The organism is Hoylesella shahii (assembly GCF_937990675.1).
Classification (GTDB): Bacteria; Bacteroidota; Bacteroidia; order Bacteroidales; family Bacteroidaceae; genus Prevotella; species Prevotella shahii.
This window is the reverse complement of record NZ_CALKQY010000050.1, coordinates 1-7250: the sequence shown is the minus strand read 5'-3', so window position 1 is coordinate 7250 and position 7250 is coordinate 1. Positions and strand designations below refer to the sequence as shown.

The window sequence follows — 7250 nt, the reverse complement described above, 5'->3', positions numbered from 1 at the left end:
GCGTGGCATTGCAGGCACCGTTACCAAGGTGAACATGGCGAGTTATGCCAAGGGCATGTATGTGCTGTACATACGATTAGACGGCAAAAACACCTCGTGGAAAGTGATTAAGGAATAACAGACCAAACGACCACTATTATGAAACAATTTATTACAACTATTACCGTTCTTTTCGTAGCCTTACTTTTCCCTAATAATGGCAAGGCTAATGCCTGTCATACAGCAGCAAACGGTTTATTCAATAAATTTAATCCTGCGGTGCAGACTCATCTTGAAACAGACTCTGTTGTAGAGGTTGAAGCTTTGGCAGACGGTGACACCATTTATCGGTATGTATATAAACCCATTGATTTGGGTGCTATCCCGAACCCAAAGCCCCAAAAACAAATTCAAGGGAATGCTTTTAGGGCTAATCGGCCGTCTGGATATGGAATACCCGATTTTCCCAACTATACACAAAGTGACCGTTATGTAGGGAAAATTCCCTTCCAAGAAGGAGTTTCCCCTACTGGCGGTAAAACCTACTCCATACCCATAACAACTGCATATTGTTGTGGAGCTGCTCCACAGATTTCTATTGTGTACAACAGCCAGTCTGCTAACGGAACGGCAGGATATGGCTGGAACATTGCGGGTGTGTCGGCTATTTTAACGGTGGGGAAAACGATAATGTACGATGGCGTTACTTCACCCGTCAACTTAACCGATCCCGATGAATGCAGGTTTACTTTGGATGGTGTGAGGCTAGTGCCAAATACGGGCCAACAGCGTCAATATCAATATGAAACATCAAAAGGCTTTATCTTGGTGAAAAAACATCTCTATGGAGATCACGTTGCTTATTTTACCGTGGCTTATCCCAATGGCAATACGGCAACGTTTGGCTTTAAGGACAACACAAACACCAGGTATGCTTACCCTCTGACCGAATTGACCGACTTGAAGGGCTATAAGGCAAACTTCACCTACATTGAGGTTGGGAATTGTTATTACCTTTCCAAGGTGACATATGGCGGGAAAACGGAAGTTGAACATAGTGGGCAGTTGCTATTCCACTATGCAGACCGCCCAGATTTCACCACCACCTATTTGGATGGAATGGCCATCGCTCCCAGCAGGTTATTAAAAGAGGTGGTGTCGCAAACGAAAGTGAATGGAAAAATTGAGACACTTTGCACTTACAGCCTCACACATGTATTGAAAGAAGTGAACTTGTTAACTCGGATAGACTGCTCCTCTGGAGAATCGGCCCTACCACCTTTGCAGTTCGATTATGGTGATGGTAAGGATAACCAACATGGAAAATTACGGAGGCAATGTGATGTGTTACTAACTGAGTACTTTAAGGGGGAAACAAATGGGGCAAAACCCTTGTTTGTTCGAGGAAAATTCGTGAAGAACCAATTCGCTGACGGTTTGTTGACAATGCCAGGGCATTTCAACCAATATCAGCAAACGGGGCAGCTAGTGGTAAAGAAGTTTTTGTCTTCCACAAAGTATTATGCTGTATTTGGTAGTGGATATCCCGTCGATCAAGATATCTTGATTGCACCAAACCTTTCATCATCCAGTGGCATGTCTACGATAAAGACAGAGAGTGGATTCCAGACCATTCAGGCGGTTGACACCAATGGTGATGGGGTGGACGAACTGGTAAAGGTGAACTTCGGTGACTTGGTGGGAGGCAACACGCTTTTGAAAATTACCACATACACATACGAGAAAGGAAAATTTGAGTCAAAGACGTTTACCGTGCCTGCTATGGGCGTGGTAGACAACGAGGGAAAAACGTACAGCCCAATGTCTCGTATCTACCTTTTTGGTGATTTTATGGGGACAGGGAAGGCGCAACTGTTGACTATTTCGCACAACAAGACATTCCTAAACAAGGACATTCCTTCGTGGTCTACTTTGATAGATCTAGATAGCCAGCAACGGTTGAGTGAGACGTCTCCCATTTCTTTGTCGTTCTACAGTAAGGCTTTCGCCCTTGATGTTGATGGAGACGGAAAGGTGGAGCTGTGTCATGCTACTCGCGAGGGCATGGAGGTTTATAAGTTCTCCGTTCAATTCAACAAATTTGTAAAATGGTTTACGTCTAAATCTTTAACCTTTGGCAATTTAGAGAATGCTGCTTTTGGTGACATAAATGGAGACGGAAAGATAGATGTGCTTGTTCCACCAGCAGATTCGTATATGGACATTGAGCGTCAAACCTTACCAGTGTGGATGCCCAGTTCGTGTCCTGATTGCGGCGAAAAGGAACCGATAAGAGGGCCTAGCTTGATTTGTTCGCGTTGCAAGGCAGATTTAACGAAGTGTTACAAAGGACCTAGTCGGTGCAGGGCTTGTGGGAGTGCATTGACGTACCCACCATCGCATTTGGATAATGGCGCACCGAGGTGCCCAACACACGGAGTTGATGTGGAAGTAGTATTGAACAAAGGCTATCAAGATAATGGAAATGTGTGGAACGTATATCTGTCGACAGGAAGAGGGTTTGTACGGCGAGAAATGCCTATTGCAAATAGGGAGAAAGACGACAAGTACTTGATGATGGATGTGGACAAAAATGGATATGCCGACTTGTTGTGCATGAGGAAAGGATATGTTCAGTTATTCACAAATAATCACGGTGTGATTCTGCATACATCATGTTGTAGCCTTGATCTTTCACAAAATGCGCAGCTATTGCCCGCCAATGTCAACAACCTATGGGGTATGAGCCATCTAGTCGCTATAGAAAATGCGAAAGTTACATGCTATCGCTTTACGGAAAACGAGAGTAACAATCGTTTGCTTACGGCCATGGCCAATAGTCATGGAATTGTACAACAGAACGATTATGGAGATATGACGGACGGGAGAATGTGCTACACCCCTTCAAACACCCTACGGACTTACCCATATTATGACCTCATGGCACCATTGAATATCCTGCTCAATAGCGGTACATATCTCGATCGAAAACTAGTGAAACACCTTCGTTATACATATGAAGGGGCCGTGGCTCATCGAACGGGAATGGGTTTCATTGGGTTTGAAAAAACAAGAGTAAATGAAGACGTAGGAGGAAATTATGTAATGGAGCTTCGTGACCCGGAACAATTTGGAATAACAACTCATGTTGAAACTCGCGACAAAGAAATGTACATGTTTTACAACAAAACATGGCTTGCAATGAACAAAACTTGCAATCCTGTGTTAACGCACTCTCTTGAAATCAATAAACTTACGGGTGTGAATAAAGAAACACAGTTGTCCTACGATATTTTTAACAACCCGACAAAAGAACGCGTTTCCCTTGGTGCTGGTCTGTACACGGAAACAACGCAGACCTATCGTAATGTGGTTACGCCTGAACGTTATTTCATTGGACTTCCACTTACAAAAACTACGACATCAGGGCGTGACGGCAACACCTGGACAACGCGCGAGGAATACGCCTATAACGCCCAATGGATGCCCGAACGAAGCGTCACTTATACCAACGGCAATAAGACCGACGAAACACGCTGGACGTATGATGCCCACGGAAACGTGACCAGCGAGAAGTCGGCACCGTATAACGTTACCGAACTGTTAGGCAATACCTATACCTACGATGCCATAGGGCGTAACCTCTTGACAAAAACAAATGCCTTGGGGCAGACTACAACCTATGCCGAATACGACAAGTGGGGGCAGGCACACCGCATAACCGACCATAAGGGCAGGACAACCACCATCGTTACAGATGCGTGGGGTAAGCCCGTCTCCACCACTTCGCCCGATGGAATAACAACGACGATAACCACCGCATGGGGCGGAAAGGGTCTGTACACCATAGCCAAAACTATTACGGGCAAGCCCGAAACCATTGTGCATTACGATGCATTGGAGCGGGACGTGCGTAAGGGCAACATGCGGCTCGACGGCAAGTGGCAATTTGTGGATAACGCCTACGACTATAAGGGCAGGCTTGCAAAGACATCCTTGCCGTTTAAGGGCGATGCGCCCGCGCTGTGGAACACCTACGAATATGATGATTACGACCGTCTTGTGAAGCAAACGGAAGCTTCGGGGAAAACTACTACGTGGAGTTACGCTGGCCTGAGCGTTACCGAAACGAAGGAAGGCATTGCCTCGACCAAGACAACGGATGCCATTGGCGAACTGATAAAGGTGGAGGACCCTGGCGGAACCATTACCTACACGCTGCGCCCCGACGGGCAACCCAGTGCGATAACCGCGCCTGGCAACGTGACAACCACTTTCGAATACGATGGATTCGGTCGCCGAACAGCCATTGTTGACCCAAGTGCAGGTCGCCGATCTTTTTCTGAAAGCTACAGTGCAGATGGCGTACGCACAGTAGTGGAGACAAACGCAGACGGCAGAAGCATCACAAGCACATACGACAAATTTGGCAGAGCAACCGGCATCCGCCGCCCAGAGTTCAATACCGCATATACCTATAATGCAGACGGCCTGCTTGTGCGTGAAGAATCTACCAACGGAACGTCTTCCGAATTCACATACGATGATAACGACCGCTTGGCAACCTCCCGCGAAAACGTTCAGGATGGCAAGTTTCTGCAAAAGCAATACCAATATGGTAAGGGAAATGTTACATCAATATCGTATGCGTCTAAACGTGGGAATTTATGTCAGGAGAGGTTCGAATATGCCAACGGCTACAATGTGGAGATTAAACTAGACGATGGAAAGATTGTTTGGAAGCAAACTGAAGAAAACGACTTGGGACAATCGACGAGGGTAGAATCAGGCGTTTTAGAGCGTAAATACAATTATACGGAAACGGGTCTGCCCCGCTATTGCTCGTTCAATGGTATCATAGCTGAATATGACCACTACCCCAATTTTGGTTTTGATTATGAGTTTGATGCCCAAACTGGCAATCTGCTTAACCGTACGAATAACCGATACAAACGCATAGAGGGCTTTAATTATGATAATCTGAACAGACTTGAAAAGACTGACCGTTTTTCAGAAGAACCAGATGTGGTGTATTCTGCCAATGGCAATATCGTGAAGAAGCAAGATGTGGGTGCCTTATTATATGGAAATACGGCCAAGCCCTATCAAGTTACGTCCGTAACACCCTTGGGGACAGCTGTGCCTTTGCGCGACCAACGCATTACTTACACATCATTCATGCGTCCGAAACGTATTGAAGAAAATGGCTACACTGCGTCTTTTGACTATACGGCAGATGCCTACCGTACGAGAATGATAGTGACGCATGGCACCGGACGGCTGCTGACACGCTATTATATTGGTGGGCGATACGAGTGTGATGTAGACTCAATGGGCAGCGAGGCGGAACGCTTTTACATAGGTGGTGACGCCTACACTGCTCCTGCAGTCCTCATCAGCCACGATGGTAGTGTCGGAATTGTCTATCAAATAGTACGCGACTATTTGGGCAGCATTGTTTATATAACGGATGACAAAGGCTATCTGAAACAAGAGCTGGATTATGACGCTTGGGGGCGTTTGCGCAAACCGCACTTGGAAACCTACTACGAAGCGGGTAGTGAACCAGAACTGCTACTTGGCCGTGGCTACTGTGGGCACGAACACCTGCCATGGTTCGGACTGATAAACATGAACGCCCGACTTTATGATCCCGTATTAGGTCGCTTCTTAAGCCCTGACCCATACGTTCAAATGCCTGACTTTACGCAAAACTTCAACAGGTATAGTTATTGTCTGAATAACCCTTTGAAGTATGTGGATAGGGACGGAAAGAACCCTATTATTATAATAGGAATTGTTGCTGGTGCCTTTTTGGGCGGAGTCGTTGCAAATCATGGCGAACTAAACCCTTTCAGCTGGAATTGGTCGCAAGTTACAACCTATTTAGGGGTTGTCGTCGGCGGTGTTGTTGGTTACGCATGCGCTTATGGTATTGTGAACCCTGGAACATTTGGATACATATTCGGAGTTAGTAATGCATTCGGTGCTGCAGGATTGACAATTGGTGCTGCTGGCAGCTTAAGTAATTGGAACTTCCGATGGACAACAGCTGCCGGTGGAGGTGGAAACATCTCCATAAACTTTAATGAGATTGCAAGTAAAAGATATCTGAGTGACAGTAGATTTTTCCACGGAAGTGAATATGAGGCTTCAAAGCTACTAGTTGCATATTCCAAAATGAAAGGTGTAGAGGCTGCAAAGTATAAAACCGCTTATGGATATTATTTTGAAGAAACGGAAGGGTACTTCTTTTCAAAGGAAGTCGTTACAAACAACCTTACAAGATACATTGGGACACGTCCTGATGGAAATCATATCTATTATATGTCAAACACAAAGAATGGAGGAAAGCTATATCATATTATAGATAAAGTAATAAATGGAGTATCATACCCTTATCTGGATTTAGGTCTTGGACAGCAATTTGAAGTATCGGAAATGGACCACACGCATCCTGGCAATACGTCTCTGTCCCCAGACGATTCTTATCAAGGTATAATCCCTGTTCATGCTATTGGATGGGATGGAATAAAGAGAGATGCACTTAAAAGGGATGAAAGCGATGGCTCATTCTGGTATGGGGAGGTTCAGTGTCGCCCCAAACCAAAGTCCCACAAAAATAGAAATGATTAGTATGAAGAAATTTATTTGTGTTTTTTTGTTGTTGTATACTTATGCCGCAACAGTATATGCAGTTAACCCTTTGTTGCTAGACAGTATATATGGGGAAACCCCTTATGTCTATGATTTTGGGCCAGAAATGGATGAAGAGAAACTCAAACAAAAGGTGCGGACCTTCAATAAGAACATCTTAAGTTATATAACAGCGCATTGTTGTGATGAAATATTGTGTATTAAAGATAGTGCATTTGTAAACTTTATAACAAATGAAAAAGGAAGAGTTGACACTGTTTGGCTGGTACGAGATAAATCTTTTCCCTTTGAAAAAATCTATCGGTTTATCAAAAATTACGATTTCAATGGCCCTTTGGTTGAGTACGTTACTACACAACCTGAGTTATACGCTAAATCCTATTTGGTAAAGATTGTTTTGATTTTTGATAGAAAAAAACAGAGACTTCGTTCACTTTTTGATTTTGAATTGATAAAGAAGAACAGATAGATATGAGAAACAGGTACACCTACTTCTCTTTATTTAACATTGTTAAGGCGTGCGGACGCTAACGTATGAATGATAGATGTGTAGAGACGAGCATTTGCAAGTCTCTACACATGCTAAGCAACATTAGGGTGTACCTGCTTAGCTT

2 protein-coding genes are annotated in these 7250 nt (G+C 44.6%); both read left to right on the top strand.

Annotated elements, in window-relative coordinates; genetic code table 11:
- Positions 1-138 precede the first annotated feature (138 nt).
- Positions 139-6615: an RHS repeat-associated core domain-containing protein gene (locus QME03_RS07605; RefSeq protein ID WP_281723970.1), complete on the top strand. Its 6477-nt coding sequence runs from the start codon at positions 139-141 to the stop codon at positions 6613-6615.
- A gap of 1 nt (position 6616) precedes the next feature.
- On the top strand, positions 6617-7105 hold the full coding sequence (locus tag QME03_RS07600; RefSeq protein WP_110370563.1) for a hypothetical protein: 489 nt from the start codon (positions 6617-6619) through the stop codon (positions 7103-7105).
- Positions 7106-7250 lie beyond the last annotated feature (145 nt).